General features: G+C 71.6%; 23 protein-coding genes. 13 read left to right on the top strand and 10 right to left on the bottom strand.

The window, feature by feature from the left end:
* The first annotated feature begins 148 nt into the window (after positions 1–148).
* The 5 genes from G9272_RS06460 (at position 149) to G9272_RS06440 (ending at position 5,369) form a co-directional block, all read left to right on the top strand.
* Positions 149–1,546: a DUF6421 family protein gene (locus G9272_RS06460; protein WP_171395634.1), complete on the top strand. Its 1,398-nt coding sequence runs from the start codon at positions 149–151 to the stop codon at positions 1,544–1,546.
* Positions 1,547–1,587: 41 nt separating this feature from the next.
* Positions 1,588–2,334 carry an SDR family oxidoreductase gene (locus tag G9272_RS06455; protein WP_171401874.1) on the top strand — a complete coding sequence of 249 codons (747 nt, stop codon included), beginning with the start codon at positions 1,588–1,590 and terminating at the stop codon, positions 2,332–2,334.
* Complete coding sequence (locus G9272_RS06450) at positions 2,331–3,401, top strand: threonine aldolase family protein (protein WP_171395633.1); 1,071 nt, start codon at positions 2,331–2,333, stop codon at positions 3,399–3,401. Before G9272_RS06455 ends, G9272_RS06450 begins: the two co-directional genes overlap by 4 nt.
* 82 nt (positions 3,402–3,483) lie before the next feature.
* Entirely contained in the window at positions 3,484–4,077 is a 594-nt protein-coding gene (locus G9272_RS06445) for a transglutaminase domain-containing protein (RefSeq protein WP_171395632.1), read from the top strand.
* 47 nt (positions 4,078–4,124) lie between these two features.
* Positions 4,125–5,369, top strand: coding sequence for a hypothetical protein (locus tag G9272_RS06440; RefSeq protein ID WP_171395631.1), 1,245 nt, complete (start codon positions 4,125–4,127; stop codon positions 5,367–5,369).
* A gap of 12 nt (positions 5,370–5,381) precedes the next feature.
* On the opposite strand, the gene G9272_RS06435 is transcribed toward G9272_RS06440, so the two are convergent.
* The 3 genes from G9272_RS06435 to G9272_RS06425 all read right to left on the bottom strand — a co-directional run bounded on the left by G9272_RS06435 (position 5,382) and on the right by G9272_RS06425 (position 7,925).
* Positions 5,382–6,404 (bottom strand): hypothetical protein, encoded by a 1,023-nt coding sequence (locus tag G9272_RS06435; protein WP_171395630.1) that lies wholly within the window; start codon positions 6,402–6,404, stop codon positions 5,382–5,384.
* A 186-nt stretch (positions 6,405–6,590) separates the two neighbouring features.
* Positions 6,591–7,319 (bottom strand): lysophospholipid acyltransferase family protein, encoded by a 729-nt coding sequence (locus tag G9272_RS06430; RefSeq protein ID WP_171395629.1) that lies wholly within the window; start codon positions 7,317–7,319, stop codon positions 6,591–6,593.
* A 189-nt stretch (positions 7,320–7,508) separates the two neighbouring features.
* On the bottom strand, positions 7,509–7,925 hold the full coding sequence (locus G9272_RS06425) for a DUF4395 domain-containing protein (protein WP_171395628.1): 417 nt from the start codon (positions 7,923–7,925) through the stop codon (positions 7,509–7,511).
* Positions 7,926–8,000: 75 nt separating this feature from the next.
* Here G9272_RS06425 and G9272_RS06420 point away from each other — a divergent pair, with 75 nt between their 5' ends.
* The 4 genes from G9272_RS06420 (at position 8,001) to G9272_RS06405 (ending at position 11,152) form a co-directional block, all read left to right on the top strand.
* Positions 8,001–8,414 carry a thioredoxin family protein gene (locus G9272_RS06420; RefSeq protein ID WP_171395627.1) on the top strand — a complete coding sequence of 138 codons (414 nt, stop codon included), beginning with the start codon at positions 8,001–8,003 and terminating at the stop codon, positions 8,412–8,414.
* Positions 8,415–8,622: 208 nt separating this feature from the next.
* A complete protein-coding gene (locus tag G9272_RS06415; protein ID WP_171395626.1) occupies positions 8,623–9,132 on the top strand; it encodes a flavin reductase family protein in 510 nt (169 codons plus the stop codon).
* 218 nt (positions 9,133–9,350) lie between these two features.
* Positions 9,351–10,139, top strand: coding sequence for an electron transfer flavoprotein subunit beta/FixA family protein (locus G9272_RS06410; RefSeq protein ID WP_171395625.1), 789 nt, complete (start codon positions 9,351–9,353; stop codon positions 10,137–10,139).
* Between the two features lie 50 nt (positions 10,140–10,189).
* Positions 10,190–11,152 (top strand): electron transfer flavoprotein subunit alpha/FixB family protein, encoded by a 963-nt coding sequence (locus G9272_RS06405; RefSeq protein ID WP_171395624.1) that lies wholly within the window; start codon positions 10,190–10,192, stop codon positions 11,150–11,152.
* 75 nt (positions 11,153–11,227) lie between these two features.
* Here G9272_RS06405 and G9272_RS06400 read toward each other — a convergent pair whose 3' ends face one another.
* Positions 11,228–12,148, bottom strand: coding sequence for an endonuclease/exonuclease/phosphatase family protein (locus G9272_RS06400; RefSeq protein ID WP_171395623.1), 921 nt, complete (start codon positions 12,146–12,148; stop codon positions 11,228–11,230).
* A 184-nt stretch (positions 12,149–12,332) separates the two neighbouring features.
* Between G9272_RS06400 and G9272_RS06395 the strand changes: the two genes are divergently transcribed.
* Positions 12,333–13,637, top strand: coding sequence for a DUF6986 family protein (locus tag G9272_RS06395; protein WP_171395622.1), 1,305 nt, complete (start codon positions 12,333–12,335; stop codon positions 13,635–13,637).
* Positions 13,638–13,724: 87 nt separating this feature from the next.
* Here the strand turns inward: G9272_RS06395 and G9272_RS06390 are convergent, their stop codons facing one another.
* The 3 genes from G9272_RS06390 to G9272_RS06380 all read right to left on the bottom strand — a co-directional run bounded on the left by G9272_RS06390 (position 13,725) and on the right by G9272_RS06380 (position 15,982).
* The gene (locus G9272_RS06390) at positions 13,725–14,114 is read right to left on the bottom strand and encodes a VOC family protein (protein ID WP_171395621.1); all 390 of its coding nucleotides are present in this window, start codon (positions 14,112–14,114) and stop codon (positions 13,725–13,727) included.
* 86 nt (positions 14,115–14,200) lie between these two features.
* Positions 14,201–14,938 carry a hypothetical protein gene (locus G9272_RS06385; RefSeq protein ID WP_171395620.1) on the bottom strand — a complete coding sequence of 246 codons (738 nt, stop codon included), beginning with the start codon at positions 14,936–14,938 and terminating at the stop codon, positions 14,201–14,203.
* A 6-nt stretch (positions 14,939–14,944) separates the two neighbouring features.
* On the bottom strand, positions 14,945–15,982 hold the full coding sequence (locus G9272_RS06380) for a LacI family DNA-binding transcriptional regulator (protein ID WP_171395619.1): 1,038 nt from the start codon (positions 15,980–15,982) through the stop codon (positions 14,945–14,947).
* Between the two features lie 234 nt (positions 15,983–16,216).
* On the opposite strand from G9272_RS06380, the gene G9272_RS06375 reads away from it, so the two are divergent.
* Positions 16,217–17,182 (top strand): ROK family protein, encoded by a 966-nt coding sequence (locus tag G9272_RS06375; RefSeq protein WP_171395618.1) that lies wholly within the window; start codon positions 16,217–16,219, stop codon positions 17,180–17,182.
* Between the two features lie 154 nt (positions 17,183–17,336).
* Here the strand turns inward: G9272_RS06375 and G9272_RS06370 are convergent, their stop codons facing one another.
* The gene (locus G9272_RS06370) at positions 17,337–18,284 is read right to left on the bottom strand and encodes an ADP-ribosylglycohydrolase family protein (protein ID WP_171395617.1); all 948 of its coding nucleotides are present in this window, start codon (positions 18,282–18,284) and stop codon (positions 17,337–17,339) included.
* Between the two features lie 118 nt (positions 18,285–18,402).
* Here G9272_RS06370 and G9272_RS06365 point away from each other — a divergent pair, with 118 nt between their 5' ends.
* Positions 18,403–18,597 carry a hypothetical protein gene (locus G9272_RS06365; RefSeq protein ID WP_171395616.1) on the top strand — a complete coding sequence of 65 codons (195 nt, stop codon included), beginning with the start codon at positions 18,403–18,405 and terminating at the stop codon, positions 18,595–18,597.
* A 149-nt stretch (positions 18,598–18,746) separates the two neighbouring features.
* Positions 18,747–19,790 carry an NUDIX hydrolase gene (locus G9272_RS06360; RefSeq protein ID WP_171395615.1) on the top strand — a complete coding sequence of 348 codons (1,044 nt, stop codon included), beginning with the start codon at positions 18,747–18,749 and terminating at the stop codon, positions 19,788–19,790.
* Between the two features lie 6 nt (positions 19,791–19,796).
* Here G9272_RS06360 and G9272_RS06355 read toward each other — a convergent pair whose 3' ends face one another.
* Entirely contained in the window at positions 19,797–19,976 is a 180-nt protein-coding gene (locus G9272_RS06355; RefSeq protein WP_171395614.1) for a hypothetical protein, read from the bottom strand.
* A gap of 112 nt (positions 19,977–20,088) precedes the next feature.
* The gene (locus tag G9272_RS06350; protein WP_171395613.1) at positions 20,089–21,444 is read right to left on the bottom strand and encodes a dipeptidase; all 1,356 of its coding nucleotides are present in this window, start codon (positions 21,442–21,444) and stop codon (positions 20,089–20,091) included.
* Positions 21,445–21,471: the final 27 nt, after the last annotated feature.

The following is a 21,471-nucleotide window of genomic DNA, read 5'->3' as shown; positions in this document are numbered from 1 at the left end:
CGGAAGTAGCCGCATCCTCCGTGTCAGGCAGGAAAAAGTGCGGTGAAGATGCGGGAGCGCAGGATAATTTCCGGAGGTCCCACTTGCTGGAGGAATCCTCATATGCATACGGTGTCCTGACGTGAGCTTCTCCAGTGAAGGATGGGACATGACGGAAATTCTTGTGCAGGCGGCTACGGGGGAGCAGGTTCCTCCGGCGGACAGGGTGGTTGAGCACCCGGCGTGGCGCGTGCTCAAGGATGCGGTGGAGCGGATCCGGCCCTGGCAGTCGAAGGACGGGTCGATCGACTTCGCGGCCGAGGGCGCACCGCTGCGCACGGACGCCGAGCAGGCGGTCCTGCGGGTGATCGAGGCCGTCGAGGAGCTGTCCCCGCTGCTCCCGCACGACGCCGACTACCACCGGGCACTCGCCAAGGACCTGCGGGTCTGGGCCGACGGCGGCTTCGAGGTGCCGGACTTCCTCGACTCGCTGCTGGCCTTCCAGCCCGCCGCGAACCGTCGCGACGGCCTCCAGCACCTGGTCGTCTTCGCGATGTACACGCAGAACGGCAACCCGGACCGCAACCTGGAAGCGGTCGTGCTGCGCATGGTCTGGCCGGAGTGGCTGGCCGAGCTGGAGCGCACCCGCTACGACAACCCGCTGTTCTGCGGCATCACCTTCGAGGACTTCACGGCCGGCTACGACACCAACTCCGCCGTCCTCTTCCCGGAGACCATCGCCGTCCGTGAGGCGCCGGAACGTTTCTCCTGGGGTGGCATCTTCTGCGACCGTGAGGCCGCCCGCTTCCGCCGCGTGACCGACGCCGCCGTCGACGTCCTGGGCCTCTCGCTGCCCGAGGACATCGCCGCCATGGTCCACGACCAGAAGCGCTGCGAGGAGGCCTTCGTCCTGTGGGACATGGTCCACGACCGCACCCACAGCCACGGCGACCTGCCCTTCGACCCCTTCATGATCAAGCAGCGCCAGCCGTTCTGGATGTACGGCCTGGAGGAGCTGCGCTGCGACCTCACCGCCTTCAAGGAGGCCGTGAAGCTGGAGGCCGACGGCGTCCCGCAGGCCCGTGACGTGCAGTACGCGGTCCTCTTCGACCGCATGTTCCGCTTCCCGGTCACCGGCGACCGCGTACGCAACTACGACGGCCTCGGCGGTCAGCTCCTCTTCGCCTACCTGCACAAGCACGACGTCGTCCGCTGGACCGACAACAAGCTGCACATCGACTGGCAGCGCGCCCCGCAGGTCACCAACCAGCTGTGCGCCGACATCGAGCAGCTGTACCGCGACGGCATCGACCGCCCCAAGCTCGTCCACTGGTTCGCCGCCCACGAGCTGGTCTCCGCCTACCTCGCCCCGCACCCGGGCTCCAAGTGGGCCAAGGGCCCCGACGCCCTGGACCTGACCCAGCCGCCCCGCAAACTCGTGGACGACGTGCTTCCGGACGAGTTTCCGCTGAGCATGTTCTATGAGGCACTGTCCAAGAAGTTGAAGAGCGTGATCGCCTCGACCCGGGGTATCACGGCGGACGGCGCCGAGCGGATCGCCGCGTGAGCGACCTGCGTACCGAGAACACTGCTCAGGAGGCGAAGACCATGGGGAACGGGGCTCTCAGCGGTGCGGTGATCGCGGTGGCCGGCGCGGGCGGACCGGCCGGCCGGGCGGCGCTGCTCAGGCTCGCCGAGGCCGGCGCGATCGTCGCCGGCGCGGACAACGACCCCGAGCGCCTGGCGGAGGCCGTCGACGCGGCCCGCTACGGGGCCGGGGGCGCCACCGTCACCGGTGAGCCGGTCGACCTGCTCGACCTGGACTCGACCAGGGACTGGGCGAACCGCGTCGAGAAGGAGTTCGGCCGGATCGACGGCGTGGTCCACCTCGTCGGCGGCTGGCGCGGCAGCGAGACGTTCATCAAGACCAGCCTGGACGACTGGGACTTCCTGGAGCTGCTGCTCGTCAAGACCGTGCAGCACACCTCGCTCGCCTTCTTCGAGGGCCTCCAGCGCAGCGAGCGCGGCCGGTACGTGCTGATCAGCGCGGCCGGCGCCTCGAAGCCCACCGCGGGCAACGCCGCGTACGCCGCCGCGAAGGCCGCCGCCGAGGCCTGGACCCTCGCGCTCGCCGACGCCTTCCAGAAGGCCGGGGGCGCCGAGGGGCCGACCTCCGCGGCTGCGATCCTGGTGGTCAAGGCGCTGGTCCACGAGGCGATGCGCGCCGACCGCCCCAACGCGAAGTTCGCGGGCTTCACCGACGTCAAGGATCTGGCCGAGGCCATCACCGGAGTCTGGGAGAAGTCCGCCCCCGAAGTGAACGGACAGCGCCTGTGGCTCACCGAGAAGCCGTGAACCCTCCGAAGACCGACGCGCGGCGCCATCACGACCCGGAGGTCCGCGGTTTCGCCAGCGACAACTACGCCGGGGCCCACCCGGAGGTGATGGCCGCCCTGGCCCTGGCCAACGGCGGCCACCAGGTGGCTTATGGCGAGGATGACTACACCGAGCACTTCCAGGGGATCATCCGCAGCCACTTCGGTCCTACGGCGCAGGCGTTCCCGGTCTTCAACGGCACCGGCGCCAACGTCGTCGCGCTCCAGGCGGTCACCGACCGCTGGGGTGCGGTGATCTGCGCCGAGAGCGCGCACATCAACGTCGACGAGGGCGGCGCGCCCGAGCGCATGGGCGGCCTGAAGCTGCTCACCGTGCCCACCCCGGACGGCAAGCTCACCCCCGAGCTGATCGACAAGCAGGCCTGGGGCTGGGACGACGAGCACCGCGCGATGCCGCAGGTCGTCTCGATCACCCAGAGCACGGAGCTGGGCACGCTCTACACGCCCGACGAGATCCGCGCGATCTGCGACCACGCCCACGCGCACGGCATGAAGGTGCATCTGGACGGCTCCCGGATAGCCAACGCGGCCGCCTCGCTGAACGTCCCGATGCGGACGTTCACCAACGCGGTCGGCGTCGACCTCCTCTCGCTGGGCGGGACGAAGAACGGCGCGCTGTTCGGCGAGGCGGTCGTCGTCATCGACCAGGACGCCGTCCGGCACATGAAGCACCTGCGCAAGCTGTCCATGCAGCTCGCCTCCAAGATGCGCTTCGTGTCGGTGCAGTTGGAGGCCCTGCTGGCCAAGGACCTGTGGCTGCGCAACGCCCGCCACGCCAACGAGATGGCCCAGCGGCTCGCCGAGGGCGTGCGGGCCGTGCACGGCGTGGAGATTCTGTACCCCGTGCAGGCCAACGGCGTGTTCGCGCGGCTCCCGCACGAGGTGAGCGAGCGGCTCCAGAAGAAGTTCCGGTTCTACTTCTGGGACGAGGCGGCGGGTGTCGTGCGCTGGATGTGCGCGTTCGACACGACCGAGGAGGACGTGGACACGTTCGTCGCCGCGGTCAAGGAAGAGATGGCGCGGTAGCAAGCACCATCGATTGCATAGGTATGCGGTCGCCTGAAAAGTCATTGACTCTCGGGTGATCGCTTTCCTATGCTCTCCCGTCATGGAGCTGATCCAGGAGAACCCCGACCTCTCGGCCTATCTGGCTGCTGACGGCGTCATCGACCATCACCACCCGCTGGTGCGGGACACGGCCGCCCGCCTCGCGAAGGATGCGGAGGACTCGTATGCTTATGCGCGCCTCGCCTTCGAGTTCGTCCGCGACACCATTCCCCACTCGCAGGACGCCGGCGACCCCCGCGTGACCTGGCGCGCCTCCGACGTACTGGAGCAGGGCACGGGCATCTGTCACGCCAAGGCCCATGCCCTGGCCGCCCTGCTGCGGGCCGAGGACATCCCGACCGCGCTCTGCTACCAGCGGTTCGTGCACGACGAGGGCGCCGGACACGCCCTCCACGGGCTCGTCGCCGTGCGCTTCAACGGGGCCTGGCACCGCCAGGACCCACGCGGCAACAAACCGGGTGTGGACGCGCGGTTCTCCCTGGACGGCGAACACCTGGCCTTCCTGCCCGACCCCGCGGCGGGCGAGCTGGACTACCCAGGCCTCTACGCCACACCGCACCCGGCCGTCCTCGGCGCGCTGCGGGCCGCCCCCGACCGGCCGCATCTGTGGAAGACCCTCCCCACCGCACTGTGACCACCCCCGCCGCGGGCCCCGGCCGTCGCGGTCGCTAATCTCCCGGCATGGGTGATGGGGGAGAGGCCCGAGAGGCCGGTGCGGACGGGAACGAGGACCTGGGACAGGACGCCCCACCCGAGCCGAGCGGGCCGGACGACCCGCCCGGTGGGCGGCGGCGCCTCGCCGCCCGGCTGCGGAAGCACCCGCTGCTCGGCTCCGCCGTGGCCCTGGTCCTCCTCGCTACCGCCACCACCGTCCCGATCGTCCTCGCCGGCTCCGGGGACGAGACACCCTGCCGGAAGATCCCCGCCGCCACCCGCGCCCTGGCGAAGGACCCGGCGGCCGCGACCCGCGCCCTCGACCCGGGCGACGACCTCGCCCGGTTCGACGCCGTACGCGAACTCCTCGTGTACGAGCACCCCTGCGGCGACGGCGGCGAGGTGCTGGGCCGGATCGTGGACGCGGCCACCCGCGCCACCGGCACCGAGAACCCGCACACCCTGGCCCAGGCACGCAGCGCCTTCGCGGTGGCCGCCGCCCTGGACGGGGTCGAGCTGCCCGACGGGATGGCCCCCTGGGTTGCCCGCATGCTCGCCCAGTACGTCGTCGACCAGAACCGCTACACGGGCTCCGACGACGACGCCGTCCGGCCCGCCGTCCCCGCCGGGTCGGCCGGCCTCGACGACGAAGGCTGGACCACGTACGGCCGTTTCCTCGCCCCCGGCGAGGCACACGCCGAGTTCGAGCACACCCAGCCCTATTCGGACGTCGAGGCCGACCCGGAGCAGCTGGTCGCCGAACTGGCCAAGGACCCCGAGGCCTTCGCGATCCTCTACTCCGCCGAGCGTGCCTGGCTGGCCTACTACCTGGAGCGGCTCGACGGGCAGGGCCGCGACCCCGACTACCGTCCGAAGCCGAGCAAGGGCGACTACGAGACGCCCGACACCTACTGGGTCGACAGCGACCTGGAGCACATGGCCGACCGGGTCGGCGCCCTGATGAAGTACCGGACGCGCTACGCCCGCGACGGCACCATCCCCGACGTCACCGCCTTCGACGCGAGCGTCCGCCGGTACACGCCCGGTGTCTATCTCGCCCACACCACGCAGGTGACCACCCGCCCGCCGATGGCCGGGATCGCCGCGCGGCACGCGGGCCGGGTGAGCGGTGATCTGATGGACGCCCGGCACCAGTTGCTCAGCGTCGTGTCCTTCTGGGCGACGGCACGGAAGGTCCCGAAGGCGCGGGCCGACGCCATGCGGCAGGCCATCGACGACCGCTACGTACGGGCGCTCTGGCTGACGATCTGACGACGACCAGCGTCAGGCGTCCACCTCGAGGCCGGTGCAGCCCCGCCGTTCCACCTGCGCCGCGGCGAAGGCCCGCAGCAGCTCCCGCTTCTTCGCCCGGTCGACGCCGGGGATGTCCTTGGAGGCGTCGAGCGCGAAGTGGGCGGCCTCGCCGGCGCAGCGGGCGCTCGCGGTCAGGGAGGGGCGCTCGGAGTCGTTGCCGGAGACGAGCCGGTTGCTCCAGTCCCCGAACCAGGCGACGAAGTCCATTCCCTCCGGGCCGCCGTTCGTGGCCACGTCGCCGATGGTCACATCGCAACCGCCCGTCGGCGCCGCGTCGGTGAGCTGGACGTCGAGCTTCCAGTGCGTCGGGTCCGGCAGCCCCGCCCCGGCCAGCCAGCCGCAGGCGGTGTCACGGGCGGAAGCCAGGGGGACCGTCTTCGGTTCGTCGTCGGCGGGGTCGACCGGGCTGACGCCCTCCGGCGCCGTCAGTGGCTCGGCGCCGCATCCCAGGCGCTTCGAGGCGGAGTTGACGAAGGAGACGGCGACCTCGTAGGAGGCGGGCCGACGCCAGGAGCCGCTGTGGCTGACGCCCGCGTGCACCAGCAGCTTGCGCTGCCGGCCGTCGGCGTCCTTGCCCAGGTCGGGACAGGGCAGCAGGAACTCGAGGGTCCCGAAGCGGGAGACGAACCCGGGCAGCCCGTCCGGCATCGCCGCCTGGGAGTCGAACCCGCTCTCCGGGAAGGCGGACATGAACTCGCGGTCCTGGTCGTCGCGCTGGGTGTAGGCGTACAGGGACAGCAGCCGCCAGTCGGCACTGTGGTCGCCCGCGACGGTGACCTCGCAGCCGTAGTCGCCGAGCGCCTTCACCCCGCCCGCCTCGGTGCCCGTGACCCGGGCGTCCTCGGGAATCAGGTCGCGGACGGCGCCGGCGGGCAGCGTCCCGTCACAGGCGGTGCGGATCACCCACCACTGGTGGACGTACGGCTGGGCGATCCAGCCGCCCAGACCGAGCACGGCCGCAGCCGCGACCGACACCTTGACCCAGCGCCGCATCTTCGCCCCCGTAGCGCGTTCGGCAGACAACAGCCGGCCCGACGACCGCTCGGCGCCCCGGCACCCGGCTTCCCGTTATGGCCGGGACCCTATCGGCCGCCGCGGCTCGTGCGGGGCGCGGGGTCGCGGAAACGAGCCCCGGCGGGCGAACGCCGGCCGGGGAACGTCGGGCGCGCGAACCGTGCGTCAGCGCGCCTCGGCCTCGCGTACCTGCTCCGGTGTCGGCGCCGTGCCGCCCAGGTGGGCCGGCATCCACCAGGTGTCGTTCGCGTCCTTGGGGCGGACGGGGTAGGCGCGCTGAGCGGCCTCCAGGAGCTCCTGGACGCGCTCGCGCAGCTGCCGGGTGATCGCGCCCGCGTACTTGTCGCGGGAGGCCTCGATGGCCTCGCCGACGCGGATGGTGACCGGGGTGTGGCTGCGCTTGAAGTTGCGCGGGTGGCCCTTGGTCCACAGCCGCTGCGTACCCCACAGGGCCACCGGGATCAGCGGGACGCCCGCCTCCTGGGCCATCCTGGCCGCGCCCGACTTGAAGCTCTTGAGCGTGAACGACTGCGAGATGGTGGCCTCGGGGAAGACTCCGACGATCTCGCCGGAGCGAAGCGACTCGAGCGCGTGCGCGTAGGCCGTCTCGCCCTGGTTGCGGTCCACCGGGATGTGCTTCATCCCGCGCATCAGCGGGCCGGAGATCTTGTGGCGGAAGACGGACTCCTTCGCCATGAAGCGAACGAGACGTTTCTGCGGGAGCGCGGCCAGACCGTCGAAGATGAAGTCGAGGTAGCTGATGTGATTGCTCACCAGCACGGCTCCACCCGAGCGCGGGATGTTCTCCGAACCCTTGCAGTCGATCTTGAGGTCCCAGGCCTTGAACAACGTCTGGGCGAGGCCGACGACGGGGCGGTAGACAATCTCTGCCATGGGCGGGGCGAACCCTTCCTTCTCTTTGCCGGGGAGGGGCTCCCGACGGCAAAGTTACGCAGCCGTAGGTTTACGGCATCTCGCAGATCGTGCCCGAAGAACGGCCGGGGAGCCAGCCCTGGCGCCCGGGAACGGCGAGATCCTCGTCACTTCAACCCCCTTGATCGACCTCGGGCTTTTAAGCCGCCTTTACTCCGCGCGTACCGCGACCCGCCGTACGAGCAGGTACATCTCGCATCCGAGGCAGTACCCGAAAGCAGCATTGAGGAAGGCGGCCGCCAGCGCCGCCCCGGTCGCCGCGAGGCCCAGCCAGTCCGGACCCAGGGTGAGGCCGACGAGTCCGACCCCCGCGAACAGCAGACCCACCGCCTGCGCGAACCGCGGCGGTTCCGGCGCCTCGAACTCGGTCGGCGGCCCGATCCGCGGCCGTACGGCCCTGCGGAACACCCAGCCGTACGGTGAGCGCCCCACCCCGCCCGCCGCGCCGAGCGCGAACGCCAGCGTCTGCCACGCCAGCAGCCAGGCGTTGCCGCTGATCAGCACGACCGCGAGTACTACGGTCGTCACGGCGGCCCCGAAGCGCGGGCCCCTCGCATCGATGTCCATGAATCAAGCATTCCGCAACGGAAACGATTCCTGGGGTCGGGAATCTTTGCAGTCTCGTGAACGCTGGAGGACCTGATGACCGGACTGCTGGTGTGCGTGGCGGTGCTCGCGGCGGCGAGCGCCTACGGAGTGCTGCACAAGCGGCGGAGCGGGAGGGTGCGGGTGCGCGGGCGCGACGACGGCAAACGGCTCGGAGCGGACCGGCTCGGCGGCGAACTCGGCGAACGGGCCACGCTCGTACAGTTCTCCAGCGCCTTCTGCGCGCCCTGCCGGGCCACCCGCAGGGTCCTCGGAGAGGTGGCCGGCGTGGTCCCCGGAGTCACCCACATAGAGATCGACGCCGAGGCGCACCTGGACCTCGTCCGCGAGCTCGACATCCTCAAGACCCCGACCGTCCTGGTGCTCGACGCCGACGGCCACATCGTCCGACGCGCCACCGGCCAGCCCCGCAAGGCGGACGTCATCGCGGCCCTGGGGGAGGCTGTGTGATGCGCCCGCGGGGGACGGTGAGGCATCTCCCAGATGCCGGAACGTACTTGACTGCGCGCGCCACCTATCGTCAGCCTGACCGTATGCCTGAGGAACTCCTTCTCCACGGACGGGTCCACGTCGACCTGGTCCGTACCGCGAGCGCGCGCTGTCCGGGCCGTTGAGCACCCACGGCCCGGCTCGCCACTTCCCGCAGAAGGACAACCCCATGACGGCCATACCCGGCCTCGGCTCCCCTCATCTGGCCTCTCCCGACCTCCTGCGCTCCGTCTTCCGCCGGCATGCCGCGGGGGTCGCCGTGATCACCGCCTCCGGTGAGAGCGGCCCGGTCGGCTTCACCGCCACCTCGCTCAGCTCCGTATCCGCCGAGCCCCCGATGCTCTCCTTCGGCATCGGTACCGGCGCCTCCAGCTGGCCGGTGCTGTCCCGGGCCACGCATGTGGGCGTCCATATACTCGGCGAGCACCAGCAGTCGCTGGCCGCCACCTTCGCCAGGAGCGGCGCCGACCGCTTCGGCGCGCCGACCGCCTGGCGCGACGGACCGCAGGGCGTTCCGGTTCTGGACGACGTGCTGGCCTGGCTGGTGTGCCGGGTCGTCGCACGGGTCCCGGCGGGCGATCACCGCATCGTGCTGGCCGAGGTGGTCCTGGGTGACCCGGAGGGTGCGGGCCGCCCGTTGCTCTACCACCAGGGGCGGTTCACCGCCCTGCGGGATTGATCACTGCCCGGCTGTCCTGCGAAGTCGTCGAGTTCCGATTACGCTGCGTTGCAAAGGTCACAGTTCAAAGCGCTTGCTTAGCGGGAACGAACTGGGTGTACTGACGAGTAATATTTCGGTCGGAGCGCGGGCCGCCCCGACCGGGATCGGCCGCTTGTGGCGCCTATGCTGCCTGGAAGAAGGCAGCCGAAAACTGACGATGCAGTAGGAGAGCCGGCGTGAGCTTGAGGATCGTTGTCACTGTGAAGTACGTGCCCGACGCCACTGGCGACCGGCACTTCGCCGATGACCTGACCGTCGACCGGGACGACGTGGACGGTCTGCTCTCCGAGCTCGACGAGTACGCGGTCGAGCAGGCGCTGCAGATCTCCGAGAACTCCGACGACGACGTGGAGATCACCGTCCTGACGGTGGGCCCCGAGGACGCCAAGGACGCGCTCCGCAAGGCCCTGTCCATGGGCGCCGACAAGGCGATCCACGTCGAGGACGACGACCTGCACGGCACCGACGCCATCGGCACCTCCCTGGTGCTGGCCAAGGCGATCGAGAAGGCCGGCTACGACCTGGTCATCTCCGGCCTGGCCTCCACCGACGGCACCATGGGCGTCGTCCCGGCCCTGCTGGCCGAGCGTCTGGGCGTCCCGCAGGTCACCCTGCTCTCCGAGGTCTCGGTCGAGGGCGGCACCGTCAAGGGCCGCCGCGACGGCGACGCCGCGAGCGAGCAGCTCGAGGCCTCCCTGCCGGCCGTCGTGTCGGTCACCGACCAGTCGGGCGAGGCGCGTTACCCGTCGTTCAAGGGCATCATGGCGGCCAAGAAGAAGCCGGTTCAGTCCTGGGACCTGTCGGACCTGGACCTGGAGGCCGAAGAGGTCGGCCTCGAGGGCGCCTGGACCGCGGTCGACTCCGCGACCGAGCGTCCGGCCCGCACCGCCGGCACGATCGTCAAGGACGAGGGCGAGGGCGGCAAGCAGCTCGCCGAGTTCCTCGCGGGCCAGAAGTTCATCTAAAGGCCCTTCGCCGACCGCCCCTCAACTTCGTTTCGCAGGAGAGCAATCCCATGGCTGAAGTCCTCGTCTTCGTCGACCACGTGGACGGCGCCGTCCGCAAGCCCACCCTGGAGCTGCTGACGCTGGCCCGCCGCATCGGTGAGCCGGTCGCCGTCGCCCTCGGCCCGGGCGCCGAGAACACCGCCGCCGCGCTCGCCGAGCACGGCGCGACCCGCGTCCTGACCTCCGACGCGTCCGAGTACGCCGACTACCTCGTCGTACCGAAGGTCGACGCGCTCCAGGCCGCCGTCGCCGCCGTCTCCCCGGCCGCCGTGCTGGTCCCGTCCTCCGCCGAGGGCAAGGAGATCGCCGCCCGTCTGGCGCTGCGCATCGGCTCCGGCATCATCACGGACGCGACCGACCTCGAGGCCGGCGACGAGGGCCCGGTGGCCACCCAGTCGGTGTTCGCCGCGTCCTTCACCACCAAGTCCCGTGTCTCCAAGGGCACCCCGGTCATCACCGTGAAGCCGAACTCGGCCGCCGTCGAGGCAGCCCCGGCCGCCGGTGCCGTCGAGGCCCTCGCCGTGACCTTCTCCGCCCAGGCCACCGGCACCAAGGTCACCGGCCGCACGCCGCGTGAGTCGACCGGGCGCCCGGAGCTGACCGAGGCCGCGATCGTGGTCTCCGGCGGCCGCGGCGTCAACGGCGCCGAGAACTTCGCGATCATCGAGTCCCTCGCCGACTCCCTCGGCGCGGCCGTCGGCGCCTCCCGCGCCGCCGTGGACGCCGGTTGGTACCCGCACACCAACCAGGTCGGCCAGACCGGCAAGTCCGTCTCGCCGCAGCTCTACATCGCCAACGGCATCTCCGGCGCCATCCAGCACCGCGCCGGCATGCAGACCTCGAAGACCATCGTGGCCGTCAACAAGGACGCCGAGGCCCCGATCTTCGACCTCGTCGACTACGGCGTCGTCGGCGACCTGTTCGACGTCGTCCCGCAGCTCACCGAGGAGATCAACACCCGCAAGGGCTGATCACCCGGCAGTCGCAGGACTGTCCGAGGCCCCCGTGACCGCGCAGGTCACGGGGGCCTCGGCTCATTCCAGGGCTCATTCCAGGGTCATGGAGGCCTGCACCGGCAGGTGATCGCTCGGGTACTGGCCGTCCAGGTGGAAGGTGTCGGTCCACTCGCGGTGGACGGTGACGCCCGGCGTCGCCAGGATCCAGTCGATGCGGTCCCCGTTCGGCGTGAGCGGCTTGTACCCGTGGTAGGTCGCATAGGCCCCGCCATGCGCGCGTGCCGTGTCCCAGGTGTCGACGAGCCCGGCGTCCAGCAGCCTGTCATAGACCGGATTGACGTGGGCGATGGCGTTGAAGTCGCCGGTCAGCAGTAGCGGCAGGGAGCGGTCCAAGCCGGCGATCCGTGTGGCGATCAGGTCTGCGGAGCGCACGCGCGCGTACTGGCTGGCGTTGTCGAGATGGGTGTTGAGGAGGTAGAACTCCTGCCTCGCGCGCAGATCACGGAAGCGGACCCAGGTGACCATGCGGGGGTAGTCCGCCCCCCAGGTGTTGGAGCCGAGCACTTCGGGTGTGTCGGAGAGCCAGAAGTGTGCGTGCTCGACCGGGGCGAGCCGGCGGGTGTCGTAGAAGACGGCCACCGCCTCCGGGTCTTCCACGCTGCGGCCCTTGCCGATCCAGTCGTAGTGCGGACCGAAGTCGGCCTCGATGTCGCGCAACTGTGCCGGCAGACCCTCCTGCGTGCCGATGACGTGCGGAGCCGCCCGGTGCAGCAGTGCGCGCATCACCGGACGGCGGACCGCCCAGGTGTGGGCGTCCTTGGCGCCCGTGTAGCGCAGATTGAAGGTCATGACCTTCAGCGGCGGCACGGTCGCGGGCCGAAGCGGCCCGCGCGCCGGGCTCTCGTGCCGGGTGGCGGACGACCCTGCCGTGCCCAGCACGGGCACGGTGGCCAGGACGGCCAAGGCCGTGCGCAGCCCCGCCCGTCGGGTCGGCCCACTGCTGTCCGTCATGTGTTCCCCTTTGTCTCGTGAGTCAGGATGAAGGTGTGAACCCTTGTACGGAAGAGGGCATGGATACGGCGGTGAACGCGAGGGGCCGAGCCGTGGACAGGGTGTTGACCTGCCGGAAGCTGCACGGATAACTTCGCTCTACGGATTGTTGATTCCGTACAGCGGAAAAACCGGAGGGTGTGGAATGGGTCAGGGCCAACAGGAGACGGTCACGACGAGCCTCGCGGGCGCCGTCAGCGAGGAGATCAGCGCCTCCCTCGCCCCGGTCGACGCCGAACTCGACCGCCGCTACCCCGGCGACCCCGGCACCCGCCAGCCCGTCCACACCGTCTACGTCCCCGGTGACGCCTTCGACGCCGACACGATCCGCTCCTGGGGAGACCGTGCCCTCACCGCCCTCGACGAGCACGCCCCCGACGCGGCTTCCTTCGCTGCCTGCCTCGGCCTCTCCGACGACCTCGCCGAGCCCGTGTACGCGCGCGTGCGGGCCAAGCTGGAGCGCGAGCCCATCGAGGACCTGCGCGTCGACTTCGAGGATGGCTACGGCCCCCGCCCGGACGCCGAGGAGGACGCGACGGCCGCCCGCGCGGCCCGGCTGATCGCGGAGGCGAGCGCGAAGGGCACCGCGGCCCCGTACATGGGCATCCGCATGAAGTGCATGGAGGCCGCGGTACGCGACCGGGGCATCCGCACCCTCGACATCTTCCTCACCGGCCTGATGGAGAACGGCGGCCTCCCCGACGGCCTGGTCCTGACCCTCCCGAAGGTGACCTACGCGGAGCAGGTCACCGCGATGGTCCGGCTCCTGGAAGCCTTCGAGCAGGCGCGGGGCCTCGACGCCGGACGGCTCGGCTTCGAGATCCAGATCGAGACCAGCCAGTCCATCCTCGCCACCGACGGCACCGCGACGGTCGCCCGCATGATCCAGGCGGCCCGGGGCCGCGCCACCGGCCTCCACTACGGCACCTTCGACTACAGCGCCTGCCTCGGCGTCTCCGCCGCCTACCAGGCCAGCGACCACCCCGCCGCCGACCACGCCAAGGCGATCATGCAGGTCGCGGCGGCCGGAACCGGGGTACGCGTCTCGGACGGCTCCACGAACGTGCTGCCGGTCGGCCCGACCGAGCAGGTCCACGCCGCCTGGCGGCTGCACTACGGCCTCACCCGCCGTGCCCTGTCCCGCGCCTATTACCAGGGCTGGGACATGCACCCCGGCCACATCCCCACCCGCTACGCGGCCGTCTTCGCCTTCTACCGGGAGGGCTTCGCCCAGGCCGCCGAGCGGCTCTCGCGGTATGCCAACCGGGCCGGCGGCGATGTGATGGACGAGCCCGCGACAGCCAAGGCCCTCAGCGGCTATCTGCTGCGCGGCCTGGACTGCGGCGCCCTCGACCCCGCCGAGGTGACCGACGCGACCGGGCTCACCCGGGCTGCCCTGGAGGGCTTCGCGACACCGCGCCGAGGCGATCTGACGGTCTCCGGACAGTAGGGCAGCAGGGTGGCAGGGCGACAGCGCGGAGGGGGTGTGACCGGCCGGGGTGGGAGACCCCGACCGGCCACCGGCCCTCAGGGGCGACTACTGCTCAGGAAAGGTGTACGGGGTCGTGATGATCTCCATGCCGTGCCCGGCCGGATCCATGAAGTACACACCCCGGCCGCCGTGGTGATGGTTGATCTCACCCGGCTGCTTGCCGTGCGGATCGGCGAAGTACGTGATCCCCGCCCGCTCGATCCGCTCGAAGGCCGCGTCGAACTCCTCGTCCGAGACGAGGAACGCGTAGTGCTGCATGACGATCGACTCCACCGGGATGGCGGCGAAGTCCAGGGTGACGCCGTTGCTGGTGTTCACGGGGACGAACGGGCCCCACTCGGGCCCGACTTCGAGTCCCAGGATGTGGGCGAGGAACTCGGCGGACTCCCGGTTGTCACGGGAGTGGATGATGGTGTGGTTCAACTCGACTGACATGTGTGGAATGCCTCCGTAAGGCAAACTCACGGGCACCTCCATGCCTCACCCGGCCGGTGACCGACACGCGATGCCGTTCGATCACTTTATCGGACGCGCAGGTGTTCCAGGCCGGACGCGGTCACCATCTTCTCTTCCGCGAACAGGCGGGTACCCTGCTCGCACAGCCGTGCGTCGGCCCGGGCGCGGGCACAGAACTCCTCCGGTGTCGACCCGAACAGCAGTCGCAACGCCGGTGACTGCTCAAGGAGTTCGGTGATCAGGGCGCGCTGCCCGGGATGGCTGCGCGGCACGCCGTCGCCGTTGTGCAGCACACCATGGTGGTTAACGTACGCGAACGCGTCGAGGAGGGCCTCGCCGTTCTCCAGCTCGACCCGGAAGCCCGGCGCGGGCAGCAGGACCCGGTCGTAGTTCGGCTCCGTCGCGTCGATCAGGGCGAGTTGTTCCGGGTCCAGCCAGATGACGAACAACTCCCGTGTGACGGCGGGGGCGTCGACCGGGGACGCGGACACATAGCCGACGCGGCTGACATGCGCCGAGACGCCGATGTCGATGCCCGTCACCCGGGCCTTCACCATGGGGATGGGTGAACTGACCCCCAACTCGGCCATCTTGTGCCGCAGTTGGGCAGGACTGGCGTTGGATCCGACGGCCACGACCGGAGTGCGGCCGGGATGCGTCAGCCGGTCCAGCGGCAGCAGTTCGTCACCGCGGAGCAGCCCGGACGCGGCCGGCCAGGCGCCGGGATAGCTCAGCGGATGGTCGCGCGGCGCGTCGGCCAGGCCCAGCGCCCGAAGTGTGCGGTGCTCGTGGCGGGCGTCCATGGCGTCTCAGTCGGCCGGCGGCAGCTCGCCCGAGCCGCGCGTGACGAGCCGGGTCGGCAGTTCGATGCGCTCGGGGGTGATCAGGGTGCCGTCCAGCTGCCCGAACAGGCGCTCCGCGGCGGTCCGGCCCAGAGTGGCCGCGTCCTGGGCGACCACCGTGACCCCCGGCTGGAGCAGGTCGGCGAGCTCCAGGTCGTCGAAGGCCACCAGGGCGACCCGCCGGGCCCGCTCGGCGAGCACCCGGATCACGGTGACCGTCACCCGGTTGTTGCCCGAGAAGATCGCCGTCACCGGTACGGGCCCGGACAGCATCTCCTCGGCCGCGCGGCGCACCCGCAGGGGATCGGTGGCGCCCAGCGACATCCAGGCGTCCTCGACCGGTATGCCGGCGTCCTCCATCGCCGCCCGGTAGCCGCGCAGACGCTCGGCGGCGGTGTGGATGCGGGGCATGTCGCCGATGAAGCCGATCCGGCGGTGCCCGTGCGACACGAGATGGGTGACGCCCTCGCGGGCGCCGCCGAAGTTGTCCGACAGGACGCAGTCGGCGTCGATCTGCCCGGCCGGCCGGTCCACGAACACCGTGGCGACGCCCGCCTTGATCTCGGGCTCCAGGTACCGGTGGTCGTCACCGGCCGGGATCACCACCAGACCGTCCACCCGGCGCGCGCAAAGCGCCAGCGCCAGCTCCTGCTCCCGGTCCGGGTCCTCGGCGCTGGAGCCGTTGATGAGCAATGCCCCGTGGGCGCGGGCGACTTCCTCCACCGCGCGGCTGAGCGGCCCGTAGAACGGGTCGGCGAGGTCCTCCAGGACCAGGCCGATACTGGCCGTGCTGCCCTTGCGCAGCACCCGGGCGCTGTCGTTGCGACGGAAGCCGAGCGCGTCGATGGCCTCCTGGACACGGCGTTCCGTCTCGGGCGTGACACCCGGCTCGCCGTTCACCACGCGCGAGACCGTCTTCAGGCCGACTCCGGCGCGCGCGGCGACGTCCTTCATGGTGGGACGGTTGCCGTAACGGCTCTCGGGCCGGCGCTGCGTCTCGGGCACGATGCTGTGTCCTGTCCTGTCGTCCACGGGAGGTCGGCCATGCACGCCGTCCACAAGATGTTGCGCACGGGGATGCGTGGGTCCCAGGGTTTGTATGAGGATGTGGCGTCGAGCATAGAGCCTGGACAACGTTGTCAGATGCGGGAGACACTGTCCACCGCAATCTCCGGCCCGCGTCCCCCAATCGCTGGACCGGCCAGCCCTTTCCATGGTGGACCGGGAGAAACCAGACTGATGTACACCGACCTCGTGGCCGCGCTCGACATCGGCGGCACCAAGATCGCCGGAGCGCTGGTGGACGGCGACGGCAAGATCCTGGCCCGCGCGCAGCGCCCCACGCCCGCCCAGGAGAACGGCGACACCGTGATGCGGGCCGTCGAGGAGACGCTGGCGGAGCTGACCGCGGCTCCGCTGTGGGGGCGCGCCCGAGCCGTCGGCATCGGCAGCGCGGGCCCGGTGGACGCCTCGGCGGGCACGGTCAGCCCGGTGAACGTGCCCGGCTGGCGCGACTTTCCGCTGGTCGACCGGGTCCGGGCGGCGACGGGGAACCTCCCGGTCGAGCTCATCGGCGACGGTGTGGCGATCACGGCGGCCGAACACTGGCAGGGTGCCGCCCGCGGGCACGACAACGCGCTGTGCATGGTGGTCTCCACCGGCGTCGGCGGCGGCCTGGTCCTGGGCGGCCGACTGCACCCCGGCCCGACCGGTAACGCCGGCCACATCGGCCACATCAGCGTCGAACTCGACGGGGACCCGTGCCCGTGCGGTGGGCGCGGCTGTGTGGAACGCATCGCCAGCGGTCCCCACATCGCCCGTCGGGCCCTGGAGAACGGCTGGCTGCCCGGCCCCGACGGTGACACCTCCGCGGCCGCGGTGGCCGCCGCCGCCCGCGCGGGCGACCCGGTCGCCGTGGCGTCCTTCGAACGGGCCGCCCAGGCTCTGGCCGCCGGTATCGCGGCCACCGCGACCCTCGTCGAGATCGACATCGCGGTGATCGGCGGGGGGGTGGGCAAGGCGGGCGAGGTGCTCTTCGCCCCCCTGCGCCGGGCGCTCCGCGACTACGCCACGCTCTCCTTCGTCCAGCGCCTGACCGTGACGCCCGCGCAGATGGGCACGGACGCGGGCCTGGTGGGAGCGGCCGCGGCAGCGCTGTCGGCGAGCACCGGGGCGGGGGCGGGCGCCACGGCGGCGGGGGTCTGACGCCGACGCGCGGCCCTTGGAGGAACGTTCCGGCGTCGAGGCGGCGGTGTGGGGCGGTGGCGGACCGGCTTGCCGGTGCTCGTGCCGGTGCTCGCGCCGGGCGCCCGGGGGCGGCGCGGGCGCCCGGCGCGAGCGGCGGTCGGCCGTGTGGCGGTCACTCGACGACGTGCCGGCCCACCGCCCCGGCCGCCGTGACGGCGTCCCAGCCGCTCCAGGCGGGGATGGCCTCGCAGGACTGCCGCCAGGTGGCGGGGACGCCGCCCGTGCCGGTCCGGGACGCGACCACGCCTCCCGCGATGGCGCAGGTCGTGTCGCGGTCGCCCCACCCGCCGACGGTCTGCCACAGCGCCTCGGGCAGGTCGTCCAGGTGCCCGGCGGCGGACCATAGGGCGAACGGCACCGTGTCCGGAGCCGAGATCAGCGTCCCCGAGCCCAGCACGGACGCCGCATGGCGCACCGAGGCGCGCTCGGGGAGGCTCGCGGCCACCAGCAGCCCGGAGCGGACGTCGCTGTCCGGCAGGTGCGAGGCGACCTCCCGCAGGAACGCGTCGCGCGCAGGGGCGTCCCGACCCGCGCCGGCGGCCGCCAGCGCGGCGGCGATCGCCACGGCCACCGCGCCCGCGACCGCCTCGGGGTGGGCGTGGGTGGCCAGCGCGGACAGCCGGGCCTGCTCGCGGACCGCGGCGAGGTCGTCCCGGAACCAGGCCCCCAGCGGGGCGACCCGCATCGCGGCGCCGTTGCCGTAGGAACCCTGTCCGCCGAACTGCCCCGTCGTCACCGCCCGCCAGTCCTCGCCCTCGCCGACGCGCCGCAGCACGCTGTGCATGGACGGGCCGTACTTACGGCCCGGGTCGCGGCGGTACTCGGCGGCGAACTGCCGCGCCAGGTCGCCCGGACGGACCTCCCCGTGCTCCGTCAGATGGGCGAACAGGACGAACGCCATCGCCGAGTCGTCCGTCCACGGCCACGGCGCGGGACGCGGTTCCCGCGCCGCCCACAGCTCCTCGGCGGGCTCGTCGGAGCGGGTGAACCAGCTGTCGCCGAAGGCGTCCCCCGTCACCAGACCGTCCAGGCCGACATGGGCATGCTGCGGGCCGATCATGGCGAAGCTCCTCCGAATCGTCGGTGACCACGGCATTCTCGCCGCAGGCCGGTCGTTCGTGCGCGTGGATTGACGGGTGACGCGTGACCCCGTGGCCGTTGACGCCGTTGATCCCCGCATGAAGAAGCGCAGCATGCTCGCCATCGCCTCCCTCGCCACCGGCTTCGTCGTCGCGGCGATCACCCCCTCGCACGGCCTGAGCGGTGCGGACCTCGACGGACTGAACGTGGGCGACACGCTCAGCACGCTCGACCACACCATCGCCAGCGACAGCCTGGCCGTCGACGACGACGCCCTGGGGCAGACCGACTGACGGACGGGCACGGACCACGAACGCCGTGGCGCCGGCACCCCACCGCGAGGGGGTCGGCGCCACGGCGTTCGTGCGCCCTCAACGGGAACTGGTTTCCGTGGCAGGGTGGAGCGGGCAAGCCACAGGGGGCCAACAGAAGAGGGGGACCTGTGACCGTCGTCTGGATCAACGGCGCGTTCGGTGCGGGGAAGACCACCACCGCACGGGAATTGATCGACCTGATCCCGAACAGCACGCTCTTCGACCCCGAGGTCGTCGGCGGAGCACTCCCACACCTGCTGCCGCCCAAACGTCTCGCCGAGGTCGGCGACTTCCAGGACCTGCCGATCTGGCGACGGCTCGTGATCGACACGGCGGCCGCGCTGCTCGCCGAACTGGGCGGCACCCTCGTCGTCCCCATGACCCTGCTGCGCCAGGAGTACCGCGACGAGATCTTCGGCGGTCTCGCCGCCCGCCGGATCCCCGTCCGCCATGTGCTCCTCGCTCCGGGGGAAACGATCCTGCGCGAGCGAATAGCCGCCCGCGAGGTCCCCCCGGACCTCCCCGACGGCGAGATACGGATCCGTCAGTGGTCGTACGACCACATCGAGCCGTACCACGCCGCCCTCGCCTCCTGGCTCACCGCCGACGCCCATCCCGTCGACAACGGAGTCCTCACTCCGCAGGAGACGGCCGCCCGGATAGCCGAGGCCGTGGGCAGCGGCGCCGTGGCCGCGTGCGACATCGTGCAGACCCCCGAGCCCACCGCCGAGACGGTGGCCGCCGGGGTCCTCCTCTTCGACGAGCAGGACCGGGTGCTGCTCGTCGACCCGACGTACAAGCCCGGCTGGGAGTTCCCCGGCGGGGTGGTGGAGCCCGGCGAGGCGCCCGCGCGCGCGGGCGTGCGCGAGGTCGAGGAGGAGACCGGGATCCGGCTGGACGACGTACCCCGGCTGCTGGTCGTCGACTGGGAACGGCCGACGCCTCCCGCCTACGGTGGGCTGCGCCTCCTCTTCGACGGCGGACGGCTCGACTCCGCCGCCGTGGCGGGGCTGCTGCTGCCCGGCCCCGAACTGCGCGCCTGGCGCTTCGTCACGGAGGAGGAGGCGGCCGATCTCCTGCCACCGGTCCGCTACGAGCGACTGCGCTGGGCGCTGCGAGCCCGCGAGCGCGGGGCGGCGCTGTACCTGGAGGCGGGCGTGCCGACCGAGTGAGCGCCGCTACGGGGACGAGACCCGCCGCAGCGCCTCCGCCGGGAAGGGAGCCGTCCGGCACTCCTCCCGGAACCGCCGCTCGAACCCTTCCATCACCTCGGCGACCGGGGCGTGCCGACTGACGAGCGCGGCGGCTCCGTCCGGGATGCCGGCGATCGCGTGATGGGCGGTGCGGCGCTCGTCCATGGTCACCATCCTCGGTGATCCCCTACCTCACTGCGGGGCGGTGACGTCCATGGGGCGACCATGGAGAGGGCCCCGACCGGTGGGTGAGGACCTCTGTCGACGGCGGAGCGGGTCAGCCGGCCGCGTAGTTGCGCAGGAACAGGGCCTCCGCCACCGAGAGCCGCTCCAACTCCTCGGGGGACACGCTCTCGTTGACCGCGTGGATCTGCGCCTCGGGCTCGCTCAGGCCGATGAGGAGGATCTCCGCCTGCGGGTAGAGGGCGGCCAGGGTGTTGCACAGCGGGATGGAACCACCCTGACCCGCGTACTGCATGTCCTGGCCGGGGTAGGCGATCGCCATCGCGTCGGCCATCGCCGCGTACGCCGGGCTGGTGGTGTCGGCACTGAACGCCTGGCCCTGGCCGATCTGTTCGGTGCTCACGCGCGCGCCCCACGGCGTGTGGGCCTCCAGATGGGCCTGGAGCAGCTTCGTCGCCTCGGCCGCGTCCACGCCCGGCGGCACCCGGAGGCTGATCAGCGCGCGGGCACCCGCCTGCACGGACGGGGTGGCGCCGACGACCGGCGGGCAGTCGATGCCCAGGACGGTGACGGCGGGGCGGGCCCAGATACGGTCGGCGACCGTGCCGGAGCCGATCAGGTCGACGCCGTCCAGCACCTTGGCGTCCTGGCGGAACTGCGCCTCGTCGTACTGGAGGCCTTCCCAGCGCGCGTCGTCGGTGAGGCCGTCGACGGTCGTGGAGCCGTCCTCGGCGCGCAGCGAGTCCAGGACGCGGATCAGCGCGCCCAGCGCGTCCGGCGCCGCCCCGCCGAACTGACCGGAGTGCAGATTGCCCTCGAGGGTGTCGACCCGCACCCGCATCATGGTCATACCGCGCAGGGTGGAGGTGACGGTCGGCAGACCCACCCGGAAGTTGCCCGCGTCGCCGATGACGATGGTGTCGGCCGCCAGCAGGCCGGGGTGCTGCTCGGCATACCGCTCCAGACCGCCGGTGCCCTGCTCCTCGGAACCCTCCACGATCACCTTCACACCGACCGGGACGCCCCCGTTCGCCTTCAGGGCGCGCAGCGCGAGCAGATGCATGATGACGCCGCCCTTGCAGTCGGCGCTGCCGCGGCCGTACCAGCGGCCGTCGCGCTCCGTCAGCTCGAACGGCGGGGTGGCCCAGCCGGCCTCGTCCAGCGGCGGCTGCACGTCGTAGTGGGCGTAGAGCAGGACCGTCCTGGAACCGGCGGGGCCCGGCAGACAGCCGTACACCGACTGCGTGCCGTCCGGGGTGTCGAGCAGGGCCACGTCCTGGAAGCCCTCGGCGCGCAGCGCGTCCGCGATCCAGTTCGCGGCGGCCTCGCTCTCGCTCTTGGGGAACCGGTCGAAGTCCGCCACCGACTTGAAGGCCACCAGCTCGGTGAGCTCCGCCCGTGCCCTGGGCAGCAGCGAGGCGACGGTCTCGGCGACCGGATTCGACGACATGGGCACGCTCCTTGTGGGTGCGACGTT

Source organism: Streptomyces asoensis, from assembly GCF_013085465.1.
In the GTDB taxonomy this organism is placed as follows: Bacteria; Actinomycetota; Actinomycetes; order Streptomycetales; family Streptomycetaceae; genus Streptomyces; species Streptomyces cacaoi_A.
Note: the sequence above shows the minus strand (reverse complement) of the source record. Positions and strands in the feature narration are given on the sequence as shown.